At 70.1% G+C, this 18,305-nt stretch carries 19 protein-coding genes; 9 read left to right on the forward strand and 10 right to left on the reverse strand.

Annotation, left to right across the window (positions count from 1 at the left end; translation table 11 throughout):
- Nucleotides 1-78: 78 nt before the first annotated feature.
- The 3 genes from AC07ZS_RS01775 to AC07ZS_RS01785 are packed head-to-tail and all read left to right on the forward strand — an operon-like array spanning nucleotide 79 to nucleotide 4,841.
- Nucleotides 79-1,401 carry a UDP-glucose dehydrogenase family protein gene (locus tag AC07ZS_RS01775; RefSeq protein ID WP_494796915.1) on the forward strand — a complete coding sequence of 441 codons (1,323 nt, stop codon included), beginning with the start codon at nucleotides 79-81 and terminating at the stop codon, nucleotides 1,399-1,401.
- A gap of 3 nt (nucleotides 1,402-1,404) precedes the next feature.
- Nucleotides 1,405-3,450: an O-antigen ligase family protein gene (locus tag AC07ZS_RS01780; protein ID WP_494796916.1), complete on the forward strand. Its 2,046-nt coding sequence runs from the start codon at nucleotides 1,405-1,407 to the stop codon at nucleotides 3,448-3,450.
- Entirely contained in the window at nucleotides 3,447-4,841 is a 1,395-nt protein-coding gene (locus tag AC07ZS_RS01785; RefSeq protein ID WP_494796917.1) for a TIGR03013 family XrtA/PEP-CTERM system glycosyltransferase, read from the forward strand. The genes AC07ZS_RS01780 and AC07ZS_RS01785 overlap by 4 nt, the downstream gene beginning before the upstream one ends.
- 1 nt (nucleotide 4,842) lies before the next feature.
- Here the strand turns inward: AC07ZS_RS01785 and AC07ZS_RS01790 are convergent, their stop codons facing one another.
- Nucleotides 4,843-5,754 (reverse strand): CoA transferase, encoded by a 912-nt coding sequence (locus tag AC07ZS_RS01790; RefSeq protein WP_494796918.1) that lies wholly within the window; start codon nucleotides 5,752-5,754, stop codon nucleotides 4,843-4,845.
- A 47-nt stretch (nucleotides 5,755-5,801) separates the two neighbouring features.
- Nucleotides 5,802-6,992, reverse strand: coding sequence for a 4-hydroxybenzoate 3-monooxygenase (gene pobA, locus AC07ZS_RS01795; RefSeq protein ID WP_494796919.1), 1,191 nt, complete (start codon nucleotides 6,990-6,992; stop codon nucleotides 5,802-5,804).
- A 137-nt stretch (nucleotides 6,993-7,129) separates the two neighbouring features.
- On the opposite strand from pobA, the gene AC07ZS_RS01800 reads away from it, so the two are divergent.
- Nucleotides 7,130-7,912, forward strand: coding sequence for an IclR family transcriptional regulator domain-containing protein (locus tag AC07ZS_RS01800; RefSeq protein WP_494796920.1), 783 nt, complete (start codon nucleotides 7,130-7,132; stop codon nucleotides 7,910-7,912).
- 15 nt (nucleotides 7,913-7,927) lie between these two features.
- Here AC07ZS_RS01800 and AC07ZS_RS01805 read toward each other — a convergent pair whose 3' ends face one another.
- Nucleotides 7,928-8,797 (reverse strand): RibD family protein, encoded by an 870-nt coding sequence (locus tag AC07ZS_RS01805; protein WP_494796921.1) that lies wholly within the window; start codon nucleotides 8,795-8,797, stop codon nucleotides 7,928-7,930.
- A 43-nt stretch (nucleotides 8,798-8,840) separates the two neighbouring features.
- A complete protein-coding gene (locus AC07ZS_RS01810; RefSeq protein WP_494796922.1) occupies nucleotides 8,841-9,428 on the reverse strand; it encodes a hypothetical protein in 588 nt (195 codons plus the stop codon).
- Nucleotides 9,429-9,502: 74 nt separating this feature from the next.
- On the opposite strand from AC07ZS_RS01810, the gene AC07ZS_RS01815 reads away from it, so the two are divergent.
- On the forward strand, nucleotides 9,503-10,120 hold the full coding sequence (locus AC07ZS_RS01815; protein ID WP_494796923.1) for an FMN-binding negative transcriptional regulator: 618 nt from the start codon (nucleotides 9,503-9,505) through the stop codon (nucleotides 10,118-10,120).
- A 4-nt stretch (nucleotides 10,121-10,124) separates the two neighbouring features.
- On the opposite strand, the gene AC07ZS_RS01820 is transcribed toward AC07ZS_RS01815, so the two are convergent.
- The 4 genes from AC07ZS_RS01820 to AC07ZS_RS01835 all read right to left on the reverse strand — a co-directional run bounded on the left by AC07ZS_RS01820 (nucleotide 10,125) and on the right by AC07ZS_RS01835 (nucleotide 13,850).
- Nucleotides 10,125-10,889, reverse strand: coding sequence for an HpcH/HpaI aldolase family protein (locus AC07ZS_RS01820; RefSeq protein WP_494796924.1), 765 nt, complete (start codon nucleotides 10,887-10,889; stop codon nucleotides 10,125-10,127).
- Between the two features lie 100 nt (nucleotides 10,890-10,989).
- Nucleotides 10,990-11,808 (reverse strand): IclR family transcriptional regulator domain-containing protein, encoded by an 819-nt coding sequence (locus tag AC07ZS_RS01825; RefSeq protein WP_494796925.1) that lies wholly within the window; start codon nucleotides 11,806-11,808, stop codon nucleotides 10,990-10,992.
- An 80-nt stretch (nucleotides 11,809-11,888) separates the two neighbouring features.
- On the reverse strand, nucleotides 11,889-12,857 hold the full coding sequence (locus AC07ZS_RS01830) for a D-2-hydroxyacid dehydrogenase (RefSeq protein WP_494796926.1): 969 nt from the start codon (nucleotides 12,855-12,857) through the stop codon (nucleotides 11,889-11,891).
- A gap of 6 nt (nucleotides 12,858-12,863) precedes the next feature.
- The gene (locus AC07ZS_RS01835) at nucleotides 12,864-13,850 is read right to left on the reverse strand and encodes a Bug family tripartite tricarboxylate transporter substrate binding protein (RefSeq protein ID WP_494796927.1); all 987 of its coding nucleotides are present in this window, start codon (nucleotides 13,848-13,850) and stop codon (nucleotides 12,864-12,866) included.
- 178 nt (nucleotides 13,851-14,028) lie between these two features.
- On the opposite strand from AC07ZS_RS01835, the gene AC07ZS_RS01840 reads away from it, so the two are divergent.
- The 4 genes from AC07ZS_RS01840 to AC07ZS_RS01855 are packed head-to-tail and all read left to right on the forward strand — an operon-like array spanning nucleotide 14,029 to nucleotide 17,436.
- The gene (locus tag AC07ZS_RS01840; RefSeq protein ID WP_494796928.1) at nucleotides 14,029-14,901 is read left to right on the forward strand and encodes a hypothetical protein; all 873 of its coding nucleotides are present in this window, start codon (nucleotides 14,029-14,031) and stop codon (nucleotides 14,899-14,901) included.
- Complete coding sequence (locus AC07ZS_RS01845; protein WP_494796929.1) at nucleotides 14,898-15,770, forward strand: amidohydrolase family protein; 873 nt, start codon at nucleotides 14,898-14,900, stop codon at nucleotides 15,768-15,770. The genes AC07ZS_RS01840 and AC07ZS_RS01845 overlap by 4 nt, the downstream gene beginning before the upstream one ends.
- Nucleotides 15,771-15,796: 26 nt before the next feature.
- Entirely contained in the window at nucleotides 15,797-16,789 is a 993-nt protein-coding gene (locus AC07ZS_RS01850) for an NAD(P)-dependent oxidoreductase (protein WP_494796930.1), read from the forward strand.
- Nucleotides 16,790-16,809: 20 nt separating this feature from the next.
- On the forward strand, nucleotides 16,810-17,436 hold the full coding sequence (locus AC07ZS_RS01855; protein ID WP_494796931.1) for a flavin reductase family protein: 627 nt from the start codon (nucleotides 16,810-16,812) through the stop codon (nucleotides 17,434-17,436).
- A 4-nt stretch (nucleotides 17,437-17,440) separates the two neighbouring features.
- On the opposite strand, the gene AC07ZS_RS01860 is transcribed toward AC07ZS_RS01855, so the two are convergent.
- Together AC07ZS_RS01860 and AC07ZS_RS01865 are read right to left on the reverse strand one after the other, a co-directional pair.
- Complete coding sequence (locus tag AC07ZS_RS01860; RefSeq protein ID WP_494796932.1) at nucleotides 17,441-17,887, reverse strand: RrF2 family transcriptional regulator; 447 nt, start codon at nucleotides 17,885-17,887, stop codon at nucleotides 17,441-17,443.
- Nucleotides 17,878-18,300 carry a group III truncated hemoglobin gene (locus AC07ZS_RS01865; protein ID WP_494796933.1) on the reverse strand — a complete coding sequence of 141 codons (423 nt, stop codon included), beginning with the start codon at nucleotides 18,298-18,300 and terminating at the stop codon, nucleotides 17,878-17,880. Before AC07ZS_RS01865 ends, AC07ZS_RS01860 begins: the two co-directional genes overlap by 10 nt.
- Nucleotides 18,301-18,305: the final 5 nt, after the last annotated feature.

An 18,305-nucleotide genomic window follows, 5' to 3' on the forward strand; every position in this document is an offset into this window, starting at 1 on the left:
GCATTTCGGTGCCAAAAGCGACTTGTTCGGCCGCTATGATGAGCGCTTTGTGAATCTATTGGCCTGAAAAGAATCATCATGAAAATCACTGTGGTAGGGACGGGGTATGTGGGTCTGGTCAGCGGCGCCTGCCTGGCGGAGGTGGGCAACGACGTGCTGTGCCTGGATGTGAATCCGGAGAAGATCCGCATCCTGGAAGAAGGCGGCATCCCGATCTACGAACCCGGTCTGCAGGAGATGGTCAGCCGCAACGTCGCGGCAGGCCGCTTGCACTTCACCACCGACATCGACCGCGCGGTGAACCACGGCACCATCCAGTTCATCGCGGTGGGCACGCCGCCGGACGAAGATGGCTCGGCCGACATGCGCTACGTGCTGGCCGCCGCGCGCAACATCGGCCAGCGCATGACCGACTACAAGGTGGTCGTCGACAAGAGCACGGTGCCGGTGGGCACGGCCGATCGCGTGAAGGACGCGATCGCCGAAGAACTGCAGAAGCGCGGCGTCCAGACGCCTTACTCGGTGGTGTCCAACCCCGAGTTCCTCAAGGAAGGCGCGGCGGTCGAGGATTTCATGCGGCCGGACCGCATCATCGTGGGCGCCAACGACGAGCAGGCGGTGCATCTGATGCGCGCGCTGTACGCCCCCTTCCAGCGCAACCGCGATCGCCTGATCGTGACCGACGTGCGCAGCGCCGAACTCACCAAATACGCCGCCAACGCCATGCTGGCCACCCGCATCAGCTTCATGAACGAGCTGGCCAACCTGGCGGAGAAGCTCGGTGCCGACATCGAGATGGTCCGCCAGGGCATCGGTTCCGATCCCCGCATCGGCTACCACTTCCTGTACCCCGGTGCCGGTTACGGCGGCTCCTGCTTCCCGAAAGACGTCAAGGCCCTGATCAAGACGGCCGCCGATGACGCCGGCCTGGACCTGAAGGTGCTGACCGCGGTGGAGGCCGCCAACGATGCGCAGAAACACGTGCTGGGCGACAAGGTCAAGCGCCAGCTCGGCGCCGACCTGAAAGGCCGCCACTTCGCGGTCTGGGGCCTGGCCTTCAAGCCCAACACCGACGACATGCGCGAGGCGCCCAGCCTGGAGCTGCTGGCCGACCTGTTGGCCGCCGGCGCCACGGCCACGGCCTACGACCCGGTCGCGATGCACGAGGCCCAGCGCGTGCTGGGCGACGAACCCCGCGTGCGCTACGCCCAGAGCCCCAACGAGGCCTTGGAAGGCGCGGACGCGCTGATCATCGTGACCGAGTGGAAAGAGTTCCGCAGCCCCGATTTCGACCTGATCAAGGCCAAGCTCAAGCAGCCCCTGATCGTCGACGGTCGCAACCTGTACGACCCGGCCTGGGTGCGCAGCCAGGGCTTCGACTACCTGCCCATCGGGCGCTGAGCCATGGCGCGCCCGCGAACCGGCGCGCTGCTGATCCTGGGCACCGTTGCGGCATTGGCCTGTCTGGGCCTGGCCGCCCGCCATCCCCTGGCGCCCGTGTTCCTCATGGGCGCGTTGTGCCTGTGCATGGCCTGGGCTGCCTGGCGGCCCTGGACCGTCGGAGGCTTGCTCGCCGCGCTGCTGCCGGTCGCCAGCTTCGCGCCGCTCACGGGATGGTGGTTGATCGATGAATTCGATCTGCTGGTGCTGGCCGTGCTGGCCGGCCTGACCCTGAGATTCGGTGTGGCGGCGAGAGCCGCGGTGTCGCCTTCGGCCACGAATCAGGATGACCGCGTCTGGGCCTGCCTGCTCGTTGCGCTGGGCGCATCCGCCTTGTTCAGCCTCGGCATCGGGCTGCAGGACGCCGGGGTCGATCCACGCGCTGCGGCCACGGGCGATGCCTGGTGGCAGGCCCTGCACGCCGACTACGCCAGTGCCTTCAACCCCTTGCGCGTGTCCAAAAGCCTGCTCTGGGCCTTGTTGCTGTACCCCCTGCTGCGGCAGGTGCCGGTCGAGCAGCAGCGGGGCATGGCACGCTTCACCCTGGCGGGCCTGGCCTGCGGGCTTGCCTGGGTCTGCGCCCTGGTGCTGTGGGAGCGCTGGCGCTACGTCGGCGTGCTGAACTTCTCCGACTCCTACCGCACGGTGGCCAGCTTCTGGGAAATGCACGTGGGCGGCGGCGCGATCGACGCCTACCTGGCCATGACCGTGCCGGTGGCCTTCTGGGCCGTGTGGCTGGCGCCCGGTGGCTGGCGCTGGAGCGGCGCGGCCGTTCTGGCCGTGCTGAGCACCTACGCCGTGCTGACCACGTACTCCCGCGGCCTGTACCTGGCCGTCACCGTGTCGCTGATCGTGATGGTGGTGATGGCCCGGCGGTGCGGGATCCAGCCGGCGTCGGGCGGCCAGCGGCGAGGCTGGGCCTTGCGCGTGCTGGTGTTCGCCCTGGTGGCCGAGGCCGTGTGGGTGCTGGGCGGCCACTCGTTCATGTCGGGCCGGCTGGCGCGCTCCGAAACCGATCTGGTGGACCGCGTGGCCCACTGGCAGAGCGGGCTCGGGCTGCTGCGCACGCCCACCGACTGGGTGCTGGGCCTGGGTGCCGGGCGGCTTCCCGCGCACTACAGCGCGCAGGTGCCCGACGGCGAATTCCCGGGGCAGGCGCGCTGGTCGCGGGACGCTGCGGGCGCCGGACAGGTCACGCTCAGGGGCCCGCTGACGCGCCAGGAGGCCGCCTACGACTTCGGGCTGACCCAGCGCATCGCATTGGCGCCCAAAGGCCACTACCGCGCCCGCATCCGCTACGACACCGACGCCCCCGTGGTGCTGTTGCTCAGCGTCTGCGAGCGGCATCTGCTGTACGACTTCCGCTGCCAGTGGAAGCATGTGAGGCCCGAAGCGCCCATCACCGATGCGGCGGCATGGCACGACATTCCCTTGTCCGGCCAGGTCTTCTCGGACGCGAGCCGCGCCGTGGCCTGGCGCGAAGGCATGTTCGCGCTGACGGTGCTTAGCACCGGGCAGCCCGCCCGCATCCATGCCGTCGAGCTGATCGATCCGCAGGGCGCGCAGGTGCTGGAGAACGGCGATTTTTCAGCGGGTCTGAGCCACTGGCTGCCCGCCGCGCAAAGCAGCTTCAAACCCTGGCACATGGACAACCTCTACCTTGAGGTTCTCATCGAGCGCGGCCTGCTGGGCTGGCTCGTGTTCGGTCTGCTGGCCGCGTGGGCCTGGCGTTGCGTGGTGCAAGGCCTCAAGGCAGGCGACCCGCTGGCGCTGGCGCTGGCCGGTTCGCTTGCGGCCATGGGGGTGCTGGGCCTGGTCATCAGCGTCACCGAACTGCCGCGCATCGCTTTTATGCTGCTGTTAATCCTGTTGACAACATCACACTTCCGGCGAATACCGCAATATTCACGTTCTGTAACAGAACGTCAGCAGGGGGTGTCGGCGGTATTCTCGGACGGACGCCCGAGCCGTGCCCGATCGCAGGGCCCATTTCAGGAAAAAGAAGTTTGATCAAGCTATTCAACCACTACTTCGACCGCCGCACGCTGCTGCAGATGTTCATGGACCTGCTCCTGATCAGCGCGGCGTTCATGGCGACCCTGGTGATTCTTTCCGACGCCGAAGACCTCACGGCCGTGCAGATCGGGCAGGGCGTGTTCCGCGCCTTGCTCATGAGCATGGGCTTCCTGGCGGTCAACTCGGCCCTGGGCCTGTACGACCGGGGCAGCGTGTTCAACAACACGCAACTGCGCGCCCGCGTGCTGGTGTCCTTCATGATGATGGGCCTGATCGTCGTCGGTGTGCTGCTGCTGCTGCCGATGAAGGCCTTCTACGGGCACACCTGGGCGGTGGTGATCGTGATGATGGCCACCGGCCTGCTGCTGGTCATCCAGGTGCTCACCGGCGAGCTCCTGCCCAAGTCGCTCACGCGCCGCAAGGTGCTGGTGTATGGCACCGGCGCGAAGGCCCAGGCGGTTGGCGAGAACCTGCGCCGCGCCTCATCGAGCGCCGAGCTGTCCGGCTATTTCGCCAGTCCCAACGAACGCGAGCACGTGGTGACCAACTGGGGCACGCTGGAGCCCGGGCAGTCGCTCACCGAGGTGGTGGCGGAGAAGGGTGTCCACGAGATCGTGATTGCCCTGTCCGAGCGCCGCGGCGGCAGCATGCCCATGCGCGAGCTGCTCGACTGCAAGCTGGCCGGCGTGCGCGTGACCGACATCGCGACCTACTTCGAGCAGCACATGGGGCAGATCCGCCTCGACGCGGTGTCCGCCGGCTGGCTCATCTTCGGCGAGGGCTTCGACCAGGGCTTCCTGCGCACCACCATCAAGCGCCTGTTCGACATCGCGGGCGCGGTCGTGCTAATCCTGCTGGCCTTGCCGATCATGCTGGTGGCGGCGCTCGTCATCAAGCTGGAGAGCAGCGGCCCCATCCTGTACAAGCAGGAACGCGTGGGCCTGAACAACAAGCCCTTCAACGTGGTGAAGTTCCGCAGCATGCGCACCGACGCGGAGAAGGACGGCATTCCCCGCTGGGCGACGGCGGGCGACAGCCGCGTCACGCGCGTGGGCAAGGTCATCCGCAAGCTGCGCATCGACGAGCTGCCGCAGCTCTTCAGCGTGCTCAACGGCGACATGAGCCTGGTCGGCCCGCGCCCCGAGCGCGCCTTCTTCGTCGAGAAGCTGACGCAGGAGATCCCGTTCTACGCGGTGCGCCACAGCGTCAAGCCCGGCGTGACCGGCTGGGCGCAGGTCCGCTACCAGTACGGATCCACGGTGGAAGACACCGCAGAGAAGCTGCAGTACGACCTGTACTACGTGAAGAACCACTCCCTGTTCCTCGATCTCGTCGTCATCTTCGAGACCGTGGGCGTGGTGCTCACCGGCAAGGGCGCGCAGTAGGTCAGGCCAGCGTGTGCAGCGGAATGTCCTTGTCCGCTGCCAGCCGATCCAGCTGCTGGCGCGTCTTGCCCAGCAGGAAGGCGGCGATCGCGGCATGCGTGTCGGGCTTGAACAGCGAGCGCAGATCGGACGCCGGCAGGCCTGCCGCGGCGCACAGCGCGGCGGCGAAATGCGGCTCCAGCGCCGCCACGGCCACGCGGCCGTCCTTGCAAGGGTAGACGCGGTAGCCCGCATGGGCGCCGCCGACCGCGCCCGCCGGCTGCGTCAGGCCCCAGGTGCGCGGCAGGGCCAGCCAGTCGGCCGCGTCTGACAGCGCCACTTCCTGAAATGTCGACTTGCTGCGGGTCTTCTGCAGCAGCACCGCCTGCAGGACCGCTTCACCCGCCAGCAGCGCGCCGCCCATGTCGGCAAACAGGGTGGCCGGCAAGTCCAGGCCCGTGACCAGACCGGCCTGCGCGAGGTAGGTCAGGTCGTGCCCGGGCTCCTCGGCTGCCGCACCGGGTGCCCCCACGATCGCCACCACCGAGAGCCCGGGGTGGCGCTTGTGCAGGCCTTTCCAGCCCAGTTGCAGCTTCTCCAGTGCGGAGGGGCGGAACGAGGTGAGCAGCACGTCGGTGCGCGCCAGCTCCTTGTGCAGCGCCGCCTGGCCTTTCTCGGACTTCAGGTCGACGGAGATCACCCGGATGCCGTCGTGCAGGGTGGCGTAGGCGCGCGGGTTGTACTGCCCCATGGGGTCGCCGCTGGTGCCGGCCGGCGCAGCCTTGGGCGCCGGCGGCTCGGCCTTCACGCAGCGTGCGCCCATGGCCTTGAGGCGCATGAGCGCGGCCGGGCCCGGCAGGTTCAGGGCGAGGCTGAGCACGCGAACGCCGCGCAGCGGCTGGAGGGCGGGGGCAGTGCGGGAAGAGGGGCTCATGGCGGCGGTTCTCTGGAAGAGGGTGTCGCCGCAATGTACCCGCTGGCTCAGGCTTCGCCGAAGTTCAGCGGCAGGCCCACGTAGTTCTCGGCCAGCGAGCGCGACATCGAGACCGAGTTCACGACATAGTCGAGCTCGGCTTCCTGGATCTTCTGCCCGAAGCCGGCGGTGTCGGGGAAGCGGTGCATCAGCGAGGTCAGCCACCACGAGAAGCGCTCGGCCTTCCAGACGCGGCGCAGGCAGCGCTCGGAGTAGGTGTCGATGCCGGCCGAGGTCTTGTCCTGGTAGTACTCGATGAAGGCGCCCGAGAGGTACTTCACGTCGCTGGCCGCCAGGTTCAGGCCCTTGGCGCCGGTGGGCGGCACGATGTGGGCCGCATCACCCGCCAGGAACATGCGGCCGAAGCGCATCGGTTCGGCCACGAAGCTGCGCAGCGGCGCGATGCTTTTCTCGATCGTGGGGCCGGTGATCACGCGGGAGGCCATCTCGGGGTCGAGGCGCAGGCGCAGCTCGTCCCAGAAGCGCTGGTCGCTCCAGTCCTCGACCTTGTCGTCCAGCGGGCACTGCACGTAGTAGCGGCTGCGCGTGAGGCTGCGCATGGAGCACAGCGCAAAGCCGCGTTCGCTGTTGGCGTACACGATGGCGTGGGGCGAGACCGGCGGCACATCGGCCAGCACGCCCAGCCAGCCGAAGGGATAGACCTTCTCGTATTCCTGGATGGCGCCCTTGGGCACGCTGGCGCGGCACACGCCGTGGAAGCCGTCGCAACCGGCGATGAAGTCGCACTCGATCTCGTGGGTCTGGCCGTCCTTCTGGTAGCGCACCTTCGGGTGCTCGCTGTCGTAGTCCAGCACCTCCACGTTCGCGGCTTCGTACACGGTGGGCAGCGCGGCGGCGCTGCGCGCTTCCATCAGGTCGCGCGTGAGTTCGGTCTGGCCGTAGGCGGTGACGACCTTGCCGTCGGTGAGGCCGTGCACGTCGATGGCGTGGCGCGTGCCGGCAAACACCAGCTCGATGCTGTGGTGCACGGTGCCTTCGGCATCCAGCCGCGCGCCCACGCCCACCTCGCGCAGCAGGTCGGTGGTGATCTGTTCCAGAATGCCGGCGCGGATGCGGCCCAGCACGTATTCGCCGCTCTGGCGCTCGACGATGATGTTGTCGATGCCGGCCTTGTGCAGCAGTTGTCCGAGCAGCAGGCCCGAGGGGCCGGCGCCGATGATGGCGACCTGGGTACGCATGGTTGTCTCCTGAAACGAATGCCCGCAGCATAGGAAGCCTGCCGCCCGGGCACAACGGCGCCGGCGGTCATTTGCGCGATGATCGGACTCGTTGTGCGATCACCGCGCAAATTCGTTGGCGCGGGCATAATCCGCGCATGACCGCCGCACCGCCCCCCATCGCCAAGGCCGACTTCATCGAGGGCATGGCCAAGGGCATGGCGGTGCTGGAGAGCTTCGACACCGAGCGCCAGCGGCTCAACGCCACCCAGGCCGCCGAACGCGCGGGCCTCACGCGCGCGGCGGCGCGCCGACACCTGCTCACCCTGGCGCACCTCGGTTACCTGGAGTCCGACGGCAGCCACTACTGGCTCTCGCCCAAGGTGCTGCGCTTTTCCGGCAGCTACCTGGCCTCGGCCCGTCTGCCGCGCCTGCTGCAGCCCACCCTGAACCGCCTTGCCGCGCAGGCGCGCGAATCCTTCTCGGCCGCCGTGCTCGACGGCGACCAGGTGGTGATCGTGGCGCGCAATGTGTCGCTCGGCGGCCAGCGGCTCATGGCCTACGGCCTGCACCTGGGCGCGCGCCTGCCCGCGCACGCCACCTCCACCGGCCGCGTGCTGCTCGCGGGCCTGCCGCGCGCTGAGTTCTCGGGCTGGCTCAAGGGCCGCGAGCTGCCCCGGCTGACGCCGCACACCACCGTGGAGCACAAGGCCTTTCGCGCCGTCATTGCCCAGGTGCGCAGCGACGACCTGTGCATCGCGCGCGAGGAGCACGAGCTGGGCGTCTTCGCGCTCGCCGTGCCCCTGCGCAACATGCAGGGGCGCACGGTCGCCGCGCTCAACGTCGTGGCGGCGCCCGACCGCTTCGAGGCGCCAGTGTTCCAGAAAGACCTGTTGCCGCTGCTGCAGGACGCGGCGCGCGAGCTGCGGCCCTTGCTGTGAGTCCGGGGCCGGGCCTCAAACGCGGCGCGCGCCGCTGAGGTCCAGGTCCCACAGCACGTCCTCGCCCAGCGGCAGCGTGCGCGTGGGCGGGCGGGGGCAGTCGGCCATGACGTCGTGCGCAGGCGCGCGCAGGCCGCGCCGGCCCTGGCCGATCAGCACCGGGGCGATCACCAGGTGCAGGCGGCTGAGCACCCCGGCGGTGAAGAAGCGCGAGACGGTCATGCCGCCGCCCTCGACGAACAGCACGCGCAGGCCGCGCGCCGCCAGTGCCTGCGCGACCAGGGCCGGGTGGTAGTTCTCGCCGTCGTCCAGCAGGCCCTCCACCGTCAGCACCTCGGCAGGCCCGGCGCCCAGGCGCTCGCGGGCCGTCGCGGCGTGCCTGGCATCGCAGACCCAGATCGAGGGCGCCTGGCCGTCCTGGAACACGCGCGAGCAGCCGTCCAGCCGCACGGCGGGGTCCACCACCACGCGCACCGGTTGCGGGCCGGGCACGCGCCGCGTGGTGAGTTGCGGGTTGTCGATCGCCACCGTGCCGGCCCCCACCAGCACCGCGTCGCACAGGGCGCGCAGCCGGTGCAGGTGCAGCAGGCAGTGCGGGCCGTTCACGTAGTAGGAGTCGCCGGTGGCGGTGGCGACGAAGCCGTCCAGGCTCTGGCCAAGCTGGGCCACCACCCAGGGCGCCGCGCCGACGGCCCGGCGGGCGTCCAGCAACGGCTTGTAGAGCTGGAACAGCTCCGCACGGCGCGCGTCGCCGGCCTGCGCCAGTTGCCAGCCGTCCTGTGGGCACCAGCGCAACGGCGGCCCCCCCTGACCCGAGGTGCGCGCCAGCACGATCTGTTGCCAGAGCGCGGTCCAGTCGGTGGGAAGGTCCGTGGGGGATGGCATGGCGGCCATCATCGCATTGCGCGGGGGCTCCCGGGGCGTGGGGTCATTTCCACTGCGGCGTGTAGTAGAGGTCGTCGGTGGCGGTGTCGGCGGCCCCGGCGTTCCACGGTGCCATGGGCAGGGCCGCGGCGATCCACAGCGCGGCCAGCAACTGCGGCAGCAAGGCGGCCGGTGCCACCCACAGCCCGGACGAGGGCCGCCACCACGACCACAGGCCCGGCACCGCCGCGGCGACGGCCACCATCAGCGCCAGCTGGGCCAGCAACAGCGAACCACCGAGGCCGGCCGCCGCGGCCAGGCCCAGGCAGGCCACGGTGAGCACGGCGGCGAGGGCGATGCCGCGCCACCAGGGGCGCGCAGGCGCCAGCCCGGAAGCCGCCCGCCACAGGAGCAGCGCGGCGATCGCGCAGCCCGCGAGTGCGATCCAGGGCAGCTTCTGCGCGCGGGCGGTCGCCGGCCAGTCGAAGCCGGGGAAGTACACCAGTGCCACCAGCAGACCGAGCGCACCACCCAGGGCGGCCCGCTGTGGCCCCGCCACGCGCAGCAGCATCCCCACCCCTGCGAGACAGAGCAGCAAGGGCAGCACGGCGCTCTGGAACGCCGGGTGAGCGAGGATGTCCGAGGCGGGCATGGCCTCATGATAGGAGCGAGTGTGGCGAAAGCGAAGCGGCGTTACAGTGATCTGTTCCCATCAGAGGCCGCCCCATGTACCTGCCACCCCAGTTCGCCGCCAAGGACCCCGCCATCGCCCTGGAGCTGATAAGAGCACACCCGTTTGCCAGCCTGATCTCCACCGACGACGAAGGCCTGCCCTTCGTCACCCACCTGCCGCTGCACCTGCTGGAGGAAGACGGCGGCCTCACGCTGCTGGGCCATTGCGCCAAGCCCAATGCGCATGGGCGCTACCTGGCGGCGCGCCCGCAGGCGGTGGTGAGCTTTCTCGGGCCGCACGCCTACATGACGCCGCGCGTCTACCCCGATCTGGCCCGCGTGCCGACCTGGAACTACCTCGCGGTGCACGCCACGGTGCAGGCGCGCGTGCTGGACGGCTTCGACACCAAGGACCGCCTGCTCAAACACCTGATCCACGACCACGACCCGGCCTATGCGGACCAGTGGCGCGGCCTGGAAGAGGACTTCCAGCACAAGCTGATGCAGGGCATCACGGCCTTCGAGCTGCGTGTGACGAACCTGCAGTGCAAGGTCAAGCTCAACCAGCACCGGCCCGAGTCGCACGCGGCCATGCTGGCGGCCTACCAGGCCGGCAACGCCGACGAGCAGGCCCTGGCCGGCTGGATGCGCCGCCTGGGCATGGCGGCCTGAGCCGTCAGCGCGCGGTCTGGCGCAGCGCGGTGGCTGCGGCCGCGAACTGCTGGGTCGACTGGCGCAGCAGCGACTGGTCGGACGAGACCACGAAGCAGTCGATGCCGCGCGCGCGGAAGGCCAGCGCTTCGGCCTCGTTGGGCACGAACATGGCCGCGCTCACGCCGGCGGCTTTCGCCGCTTCGATGATGCGGTCGCAGGCCTCGGAGACGGCGGGCGCGCGGATGTCGTCCAGCCCCATCGACAGCGCGAGGTCGGCGCGGCCGATGAAGAGACCGTCCACGCCCGGCGTGGCCGCGATGTCGAAGGCTTCGGTGACGCCGTCGGCGCTTTCGATCTGGCACAGAATCAGGGTCTGGTCGCCCGTGTCCATCGCCTCGGCCATGCGCATGGTGCCGTAGCCGGCGCTGCGCGGCGAGATGGAAAAGCCCCGGCTGCCCTGGCGGTAGCGCGCCCGCGAGACCACTTCACGGGCCTGAGCGGCGCTGTCCACGCGCGGCACCAGCAGGCCGGCGGCGCCCAGGTCCAGCGCGGACTGGATGGTGGCGGCGGAAGTGTCCGGGACGCGCACCAGCACCGGGATGCCGCCGGCGCGCCCGGCCATCATGTGGCGGTCCAGCGTGAGGCGGTCGAAGGGCGCGTGCTCGGCGTCCACGACGACGAAGTCGAGGTCGGTGGTGCCCAGGATCTCGGTGATCTGGGGGGAGTCGGTCTTCACGAAAGTGCCCAGCGTGAGCCCGCGCTGGCGGATGTGGCCCCGTGTTTTCATCGAACGGTGTTTCCTGTGGATGGCGGGCGTCGTTGCCCGAGCCGCCATGGTCGCGGCGCCGATCCGGCGCGGCAAGCGCTGCGGCGCGACTTTCCGCAGGTCAGAAAGCCGCGCCGGTGTCCGGGCTGGGCGGCAGCCGCGCCGCGTAGGCCTCGCTCACGGCGGCGGCGGCGGCCTGCAGTTGCGGCGCGTACTGCGTCACCGTGGCCGGCGTCATGAGGTTGCCGAAGGTGGTCATGCCCATGAGGCCCACGACTTCGGTGCGGTGCATCACCGGCGTGGCCAGGGTGGCGGTGCGCCGCTGCGGGTTGGGCTGGCGCACGGCGTAGCCCTGTTGCCGGATGGCCGCGAGCTCCTGCAGCAGCAGTTCCTCGTGGCCGAGCTGGCTGCCGCCGGGCGCGGCGCGCAGCATGTCGAACAGGATCTCGCGCTCCACCTCGGGGCAGAACGCCAGGTAGACGCGGCCCATGGCGGTGTCGGCCAGGCCCAGGCGCCGGCCGATGGTGGTGGAGTGCGCGGCGATCGGGCTGTAGGGCATGCCGCTGTAGCGCACCACGATGGCGTCGCCGTCGAGCACGCCCAGCGCCACCGGCCACTTGATGGCCTTGGTCAGGCGCAGCGCCAGCGGCGAGCCGACCTCGACCAGCAGCGACTTCTCGGTGAAGCCGCCGCTCATCTCCAGGATCTTTTCGGTGAGCCGGTAGACGCCCACGCCGCCCTCCAGCCGCACATAGCCTTCGAGCTGCAGGGTGTGCAGGATGCGGAAGATGGTGGACTTGGGCAGCGCGGTCTGCAGGTGCAGGCTGTGCAGGCTCCAGGTGGGCTGCGTGTTCATGATCCGCAGGATCTGCAGCGCGCGCGAGATGGCCCGGATCGATCCGCTGGGGTGGTCGTCGGGGGCGTCGGGGTCGTCGGCCATGGGCATCGTCGTCGGTCCGCTCCCGCAGGGGCGGGAGGGGGAGCGGATCATACCCTTGAGCTCCATGGCGCGGCCCCGGCTCAGTACCACAGCGCCTTGTCGACGCGGTTGGCGAGGTCCTGCCCGGCGAGGAAACGCTGGCAGTTGTCGCGCAGGATCGCATAGCGGCGCTCGTTGTAGTAGGGCCCCCACATGGCCACGTGCGGCGTGATGAACACGCCGGGTTGTGTCCACAGCGGGTGGCCGGCGGGCAGGGGTTCCTGCTCGAACACGTCCAGCCCGGCACCGCCGACTTCGCCGGCCTGCAGGGCGGCGAGCAGGTCGTCCAGCCGCGTGGTCATGCCGCGCCCGATGTTGATGAAGAAGGCACCGTGCTTCATGCGCTGGAAGCGCGCGCGGTCGAACAGGCCTTCGGTCTCGGGCGTGTGCGGCACGGTGACGATGACGAAATCGGCGCGCGGCAGCAGTTCGTCCAGCGCCTGCGCCGGGTGCAGCTCGGCCATGCCCTCGGGCGGCGAGGTGCGCTGCGCGTCGGTGCCGATCACGTGCACGCCGAAGGCAGCGAGCAGGCGCGCGGTCTCTGCGCCGATGCCGCCCACGCCCACGATGAGCGCGGTGGCTTCGGGCAGGTAGACCGTGCCCTCGTAGCGCGGCGGCTGCAACCACTCGCCGCGCTGCTGCTGCGGGATGAAGCGGTGCAGCGCACGCGAGAAGGCCAGCACGAAAGACAGGATGTGCGCGCTGATGTGGTCGTTGAAGATGCCGCGCACATTGGTCACGGTCAGGCTGTGGCTGACCAGCTCGGGGAAGAAGTAGCCGGTCGGCGGCGCGGCCAGCGGCGAGTGCAGCCAGCGCAGGCGCGGCGCGGCCGCCAGCAGCGCGGGCGTGAGCGTGCCCACGGCCGCGTCGGCCTGAGGGATGGCCACCAGGGCCTCGTCGTCGGTTTCGGCGACGACGATCTTCAGCTCGGGCAAGGCCGCACCCAGCCGCTGCGCCCAGTCACGGGTGGCGGGGATCTGCGGCGGGAGCATCAACAGGGTGGTCGGCATGTCGGCTCACTCCAGCTTGATGCCGGCCTGCTTGATCACCTTGCCCCACTTGTCGTTCTCCTGGCGCAGGAAGGTGGCGTAGCCGTCGGGCGTGCCGCCCACAGGCGAGACGCCGCTGGCGGCCATGCGGTCCAGCAGTTCCTTGCTCTTGAGCGCGGTGTTCATCGCGGCGTTGAGCTTGTCGATGCGCGCCTGAGGCGTGCCCTTGGCGACGTGCAGGCCGACCTGCGTGGTGGCTTCGTAGCCGGGGTAGCCGGACTCCGCGATGGTGGGCACGTCGGGGTAGGCGGAAACGCGCTTGGGGCCGGTGAGCGCGAGGATGCGCAGCTTGCCCGACTTGACCTGCGGGTCGGCGAAGGAGACCGAGGCCACCATGAAATCGATCTGGCCGGTGAGCAGGTCCAGCACGGCGGCGGACTCGCCCTTGTAGTGCACGGTGCCGATGTCCAGGCCGGCCGCGATCTTGAACAGCTCGCCGGCCAGGTGGTTGGAAGTGCCGTTGCCCGGCGTGCCGTAGAACATGCCACCCGGCTTGGCCTTGGCCTTGCTGATCAGCGCGGCCAGGTTGGGTGCGCCTTTCTCGGCGTTGACGAGGATGGTCTGCTCGATGCGAAGCACATGGCCCACGGGCGGCAGGTCGGTCGCGACCTTGTAGGGCAGCTTGGCGTCCATCAGCGGCAGGATCACCGTGCTGCCGGTGGCGCAGAAGCAGATCGAGTGGCCGTCCGGCGCGGAGCGCGCCACGTTGCCGGTGGCGATGGAGCCGCCGGCGCCGGGCATGTTTTCCACCACCACCGTCTGGCCCAGGGCCTTGGCCATCTCACCGCCCACGAGGCGGCCGAACAGGTCCATGGTGCCGCCCGCGGCGAAGGGCACCACGAGGCGGATGGGCTTGTTGGGGAAGTCGTCGGCCTGCGCGTGCGCGGTGGCTGTGCCCAGCGCGAGGGCGGCGCCGGCCAGCGCGCCGAGCAGGGAACGGTGAAGGTGTTTCATGGTGTCTCCGGGTCTCGATGGAATGAAGGGGGAATGGATCGATGATTCCCGAGCGGCTCCTGGGGTGTCAACGAAACCGGGCCCGCTTTCCGGCAGGCAGAAAACGACCGCGTTCGCATTGCCTCGCGGGGGCGGGGCGGGTGATGATCGCCGCATTCCCGATCCCTTTCCTTCCGCCATGTCATCCACACCCGCTTCCCTTTCTTCCGGCGTCCGCCCGCGCAGCTTCGCGGCCTTTGCCGAGCATCCCGCGCTGACCATCGCGGGCAACCGCCACCGCCGCATGCGCGCGCAGAACTTCATCGTCGAATGGGTGGAGGCCGGCACCGAAGCCTTCGAGGTCGAGAGCACCGCCGAGATGCTGCTGGTCTTTCCCAACGTGGGCGCGGTCATCGTGCCGGCGGGGCAGGGGCCCAGCGTGCCGGTGCACCACGCAGGCAGCGTGTGCGTGCTGGCCGCAGGGCGCTCCAGCATCCGGCTGGCCGCCCCCGGTACCTGTGCGGTGATCGCCTCCGACCGCCCCGACATCGAGCCCGCCACGGTCCTCAATCAGAGCGCCTACGCCGAACCGGACGCGCGCATCAAGCCCACCGGCCGGCCCTTTCGCCGAAAGCCCGGCGCACCACTGGTGCAGGTGTTCGAGATGGCGAAGGTGCCGGCGCCGGCCGACAACCCGCGCCTGAAGATGCTGCAGACCGACACGCTGAGCATCAACTGGGTGGAGTACCACGGCGTGCGCGACCGCTCGGCACTGAGCCCGCACAGCCACAGCGACCTGGAACAGGGCTCGCTCGCACTGGCAGGGAATTTCATTCACCACCTGCGCGTGAACTGGGGCAAGGACGCCAACCTCTGGCGCGACGACGAGCACCTGCCCGCGCCGTCGCCCTCGCTGGCGGTGGTGCCGGTGGAGCTGGTGCACACCACCGAAGGCGTGGGCGACGGCCACCACCTGCTGCTCGACGTGTTCAGCCCGTCGCGCGAGGACTTCATCGCGCGTGGCTGGGTGCACAACGCCGGCGACTACAGCGCCAGCGCGGCCGGCGCGTGAACGCGCACCACGACTGGCGGCGCGACACCCGCCGGCCGGCGGTGGTGCTGCCGCCGCGTTCCTGCGACTGCGCGATCCACGTTTTCGACCCGGCCCGTGCGGACCTGCTGCTGCCCGGCCGGCGCTACGAGCCGCCGGTGGCCTGGCTCGGCGAGCTGCGCACCCTGCACGAACGCCTGGGCGTGCAGCGCGCGGTGCTGGTGCAGCCTTCGGTGTACGGCAGCGACCACACCGTGCTGCTGACCGCCTTGCGCTCGGACCCGGTGCGCTACCGGGGCGTGGCCCTGCTGGACGACAGCGTGTCGGACGCGGCCTGCGAGGCACTGCACGCGGCCGGTGTGCGCAGCGCGCGCTTCAACATCCTCTCGCGCTTCGGCGCGGCCTTCGACGCCGCCGCCTTTCGCCGCCAGGTGCGCCGGGCCGAGGCGCTGGGCTGGTGCATCTCGCTGCACGCCACCGCCGACGAACTCGCGGCCCAGGCGCGGCTGCTGCTGGACATCCGCGCCGAGGTGGTGGTGGACCACCTGGCCTACCTGAACCCGGGCGACCTCGACGGCGAGGGCTTGCGCTTCCTGCGTGAGACCGTCACGCGCGGCAACTGGTGGGTGAAGGTCTCGCGCGTGGACCACCGATTCGCGCCGCCCTACGACGGCGCGGCCGAGCTGATCCGCCGCGTGGTCGCCCTCAACCCCTGGCGCATGCTGTGGGCCACCGACTGGCCGCACCCGCTGTACGACGCGGCCACCACCACCATGCCCGACGACGCCGACCTGGTCGAGCTGCTCGTGCGCGCCGTGCCCGACGCGGCCCTGCGCGAGCAGATCCTGGTCCACAACCCCGCCCGCGTGTTCGGTTTCCCCGACGCCTGAACCCCATTCCCGAGAAGATGCCCCCGATGACCGCCCAACGAAACGAACCCGTCCTGATCTGGGAACGCGTGATGCCCGACGACCCCAGCATTCCCTGGCTGCGCGAGCAGGGCTTCGACGTGCGCCTGGGCAAGCCCAACCGCGACCCCGACTACCGGCGCCACCTGGAGGCCGACTTCATCGCCGATGCTCAAGGCTGCCAGGGCGTGCTGATCTCCGGCGGCATCCGCGTCACGCGCGAGGTGATGGCCGCCTTGCCCGGCCTGCAGGTCATCAGCAAGATCGGCGTCGGCGTGGACACGGTGGACGTGGCCGCCGCGAGCGACCTGGGCATCGCGGTCTGCAACACGCCCGGCGGCAACGACTCCGTGGCCGTGGCCGAGCACGCGCTGACCCTGCTGCTGGCCCTGCGCAAGCAACTGCACGTGTGGACCCGCGAGTACCTGCAGGGCGGCGGCTGGCGCACTCCCCGGGTGTTCTCCGGCGGGCTGGACGGCAGCACCCTGGGCATCGTGGGCTTCGGCCGCATCGGCCGCTCGCTGGCGCAGCGGGTGGCGGGCTGGAACGTGCGCGTGCTGGTGCACGACCCCCTGGCCCGCGAGCTGCCGGATGGCGTGCGCGCGGTGGACATGGACGAACTGCTGACGCAGAGCGACGCCGTGTCGCTGCATTGCCCGGCCTTGCCGGGCGACCGGCCGCTGCTCGATGCGGCGGCGCTGGCGCGCCTGAAACGCGGCGCCGTGCTGATCAACACGGCGCGCGCCACGCTGGTGGATGCGCCCGCGCTCATCGCCGCGCTGGACGCCGGCATCCTGGCCGGTGCGGCCTTCGACGTGTTCGACCCCGAGCCCCCGGCGCGCGACGACCCGCTGCTGGCCCACCCGCGCGTGCTGAGCACGCCGCACGTGGCCTCCTGGACCTGGGAGGGCTTCTTCGGCCGCCGCCAGCAGGCCGCCGAGAACCTCGCCAAGGTGGTGCGCGCAGAGCCGGGCGCCGCCGTCGTCAACCCCCTTCGCTGATGCTTTCCGGACCTCCTGCCATGTACATCGACCTCGACACCGCAACCGACTTCAAGCGCTCCCTCTTCAACGCCATCGTCGCGCCCCGGCCCATCGGCTGGATCAGCACGGTGAGCGCGGACGGCCGCGTCAACCTCGCGCCGTTTTCTCACTTCAACCTCGTGTCCACCGCGCCGCCGGTGGTCATGTTCTCGTGCAACGCGCCCGACGACCGGGATGAGAAGGACACCATCGCCAACGTGCGCGCCACCGGTGAGTTCGTCACCAACCTCGTGACCTGGGACCTGCGCGAGCAGATGAACCTGTCCTCGTTCAACGCGCCCTACGGCACCGACGAGTTCGAGATCGCCGGCCTCGAGAAGGCCGCCAGCCGCAAGGTGCGGCCGCCGCGCGTGGCGGCGTCGCCCGCCTGCATGGAGTGCCAGCTGCTGCAGATCATCGACATCGAGCCCGTCGGCCCTGGGGACACGTTCAGCAACGTGGTCTTGGGTCGCGTGGTGGCGCTGCACCTGGACGACCAGTTCATCGAACCCAGCGGGCGCTTCGACGTGGTGCGCACCCGACCGCTCACGCGCCTGGGCGGCAACCAGTACGCCTCCACCGGGCCCATCGTCGAGCTCGGCCGGCCCAACCCGCCCCGGGCCTGAGGCCTCAGCGCACCGCCACGCGGTGCACGGCGACGCGCGTGGCCGGCAGGGGCCGCGCGGGCACGATGTCGGCCAGCGTGACGCCGTCGAGCCGCGCCAGGAAGTCCTGCAGGGCGCTCTGCAACACGCCGGTCAAGGCGCAATCGCCCGTGCGCACGCAGGTGTTGCCGCTGGAGAAACATTCGACGAGGTGGAAATCGGGCTCCATGTCGCGCACCACCTCGCCCAGGCCGATTTCGTGCGGCGCGCGGGCCAGCCGCATGCCGCCGCCTTTGCCGCGCACCGTCTCGATCCAGCCCAGCAGGCCGAGGTGGTGCGTGACCTTCATAAGGTGCGTCTCGGAGATGCCATGGGCCTGCGCTGCCTCGGCGATGGTGCACAAGCGGTCCGGCTGCTGCGCGAGGTACATGAGCAGCCGAAGGGCGTAGTCGGTCATGGTGGTCAGGCGCACGGCGGGCCTCCGTCGAGCACCAGGTCGGCGGGCACCTCGTCGGGCCGGTTGCTCACCTGGTAGCCGTACCAGAGGCTTTGCGCGATGCGCTGCGCCATGGCGAAGGCCTGCTCGCCCATGGCGCGGTTGGGCAAGGTGGCGGTGGTCTCGCGGAACAAGGCCAGCCAGCGCTGGAACAGCTCAGGGGTGAGGCCGGGCAGGGCCGCGTGGCGTGGCATGGGCATGCCGGTGAAGCGGCCGGTGCGGCGCAGGATGGAGGACCAGAAGTCCACCAGGTGCGCCAGGTGGCGGTCCCAGTCGTGGATGTGGGCGTTGAAGATGGGACCGAGCACCTCGTCGCGCCGCACCCGCGCGTAGAACGCATGGACCATGCTCGAAACTTCTTCCTCGGTGCAGACCGCCATGACGCTCATGATGT

This window comes from Hydrogenophaga sp. GW456-12-10-14-TSB4 (assembly GCF_059424305.1).